The organism is Aporhodopirellula rubra, assembly GCF_014192335.1.
In the GTDB taxonomy this organism is placed as follows: domain Bacteria; phylum Planctomycetota; class Planctomycetia; order Pirellulales; family Pirellulaceae; genus Rhodopirellula; species Rhodopirellula rubra.
In genome coordinates, this window is the sequence record NZ_JACHXU010000063.1 from 1 (window position 1) to 2,200 (window position 2,200).

2 protein-coding genes are annotated in these 2,200 nt (G+C 51.8%); both read right to left on the minus strand.

All coding sequences use genetic code 11. The features are described from left to right. Positions 1-253: 253 nt before the first annotated feature. Positions 254-616 (minus strand): hypothetical protein, encoded by a 363-nt coding sequence (locus FHS27_RS30880; RefSeq protein ID WP_221225513.1) that lies wholly within the window; start codon positions 614-616, stop codon positions 254-256. A gap of 713 nt (positions 617-1,329) precedes the next feature. Next, positions 1,330-2,151 carry a hypothetical protein gene (locus FHS27_RS30605; RefSeq protein ID WP_184310251.1) on the minus strand — a complete coding sequence of 274 codons (822 nt, stop codon included), beginning with the start codon at positions 2,149-2,151 and terminating at the stop codon, positions 1,330-1,332. Positions 2,152-2,200: the final 49 nt, after the last annotated feature.

Consider the following 2,200-nt stretch of genomic DNA (forward strand, 5'->3'; position numbering starts at 1 on the left):
GAGATCTTGGTCCTGTCCGACTCTTGATGTAGGCATTAGTGGCATGCTGGCATTGCGATTTGCAGTGCCAGTAAGACCCTGTTGGTGAACCTAACGAGCGATATGTCGGGTACGCCCATCCTTTCTACAAATCGCTTACGAGCATTCCAAAACTGGCTCCGCTCGCCTGCTCTCTTCACGCGCCACTCGAAACAAAAGCAATCTGAAGGCGATAACCAACCTAACAAAATCACGCAAAACACGGGTTCAAGCTTCAAGGTGTAGTTCCTGGTGATCCGCCATCATGATTCGCAGCGCTAATAGTTGTGCCAAATTGCCGTTTGATCTTTGGGTCCCTTAAGGTCTGGATCGTGAACAACACAAGAACAGTCCCCATCGGAAAGATAAAACATTCACATGCTGCGATCGCAATGCAAAACGAGTGATTCTGACGAAGTTGTAGACTATCGGATACAACCAGCATGCACATGGCACATGCAATGCCGGCGACACCGAAGAGAACGAGTGCAAGCGAGAAACCCGTTCCTACAATGCCCATGATGAGCGCGGAAGTAGTAGCCAGTCCGAAAAAGCTTGCAAGAAGGAATTGAAAGAAAGCTAGTGCTTTGAGCGACATGAGACGTGAAGGTTATCTGGGCACGGAGTTTCGAAATCCGGGGGTTTCACTTCTTGGTTCGGATAACGGTAGCGATGTGCGTGCGGCGACGAACGATTCAACGACCTGCCAAACAGCCAAATACGCCGCTCCGTCACAATCGCACTGTTATCCCCTAGTCGCGATGCCCGTAGTTGAACCATAGCTTAGACGCTAAGAGAAAGAGAGACGTGCAGAAGATTGCTGTTAGCGGAACAAATACGGCACAGGCAATGGCGTAAACCAGATTGTACCCCATGCCAACACCGCCATCTGCGTGGGTTCGAAAATCAGGTGAAATGAATGCTAGTGCGAACCAGGTGATCGCAGTAATTGCGATGGTAGCCTTAACACATTTTCGTAGCGATTGACGGGACGCTACGTCGTCCGCTCGAAATTGCGAACAGTACCTTAAAAACCAAATAGCTCCCTTACCGCACACGGCACCAACAAGGAGCATTGGAAAACCTACCATGAAGAAAATTGCTACTACTGCCAAGACGTATCAGCTGGTTTTAGATGGAACGGGTGCGTGGATCGAGAGCACCGGGAGGAGCGTTTCGCCAAACACACAGAGCGCGACTAAAGAAGGTCGAGCGGTAGCCCTCGGTGGGATAACGTCCGCCGTCACCGGGCGGCGAGAGTAAAACTAACCATCAGAAAACGCGTTGACGCCGCTCCGGTGCACGGCATGGTTACCCGCAGCGTTCGATCGCGGGACGGTATGAGCAATCCTGAACCTTGGTGACATATCGGATGCCACGTGACACGTACGCCTTGGCATCTGGACGCAGGTGTTTCAACCAGTCAGGGCGTGCCAGCCCCCGTGCCAATGAGTATAACGCAAGCGCATAGCCGATTGCATGCATGCTGAGGTATCCGCGTTTGCCAACAGACCAAGCAGAATAGCCTGAGCCATGGATGTTAGTCTCGTGCAAAGACGCGTTCGCAGCAAATACCCCCAGGCCATTAAATACAACTAGTAGGTCGGTAAGCTCTTCTTGATCGTCGGTGTCTGGTTCGATTCGTTTCTGTCCAAGGAGAACGACATGACCGATTTCATGCGCAAGTGTCGCAATTACGCCTCCAGGGTCATCGAGGCAATTTACTTCAAGCCAAATTTGGTAACGGCCATCCTTCTCGGCGTATAGCCCGGCAGATGCAGGCGAGACAGCACCATCTAGTCCGATCGCGTTGTCTTCGTAGAAGTTCAGGTCAAGCAGCGAATGGTCGACATCCATTCGATTGGCGACGCGTTTCATAAGCTCGTAAATGCCGTCCTCGGTGCAATCGTATTCGAGCGGCAGGAAATCTGCTGTCGGAAGCATCGTCTCGCGCGACGTGAGGTGGTGGAAACCGAACTCTTGCGTCAACCAATCGAATCGACGCTCGATCCACGCTTTTGTTTCGGCGTCAACAGGGCAAGTCGGTTTAAAGATGCCAAGCATGGGTATGGTTTGGATTTTCAGTCGGGTAAAGAATCCATGTAAGTCCGAGGTTTGAAGGGTGGGAGTCATTTGTCAACAATGACTGGCGACTCGGACCCGTGATCTGGGCAGCTTGGGG

Coding starts and splice junctions, on each gene's coding strand:
- FHS27_RS30880 (WP_221225513.1), bottom strand. CDS start 616: ATGTCGCTCAAAGCACTAGCTTTCTTTCAATTCCTTCTTGCAAGCTTT.
- FHS27_RS30605 (WP_184310251.1), bottom strand. CDS start 2,151: ATGACTCCCACCCTTCAAACCTCGGACTTACATGGATTCTTTACCCGA.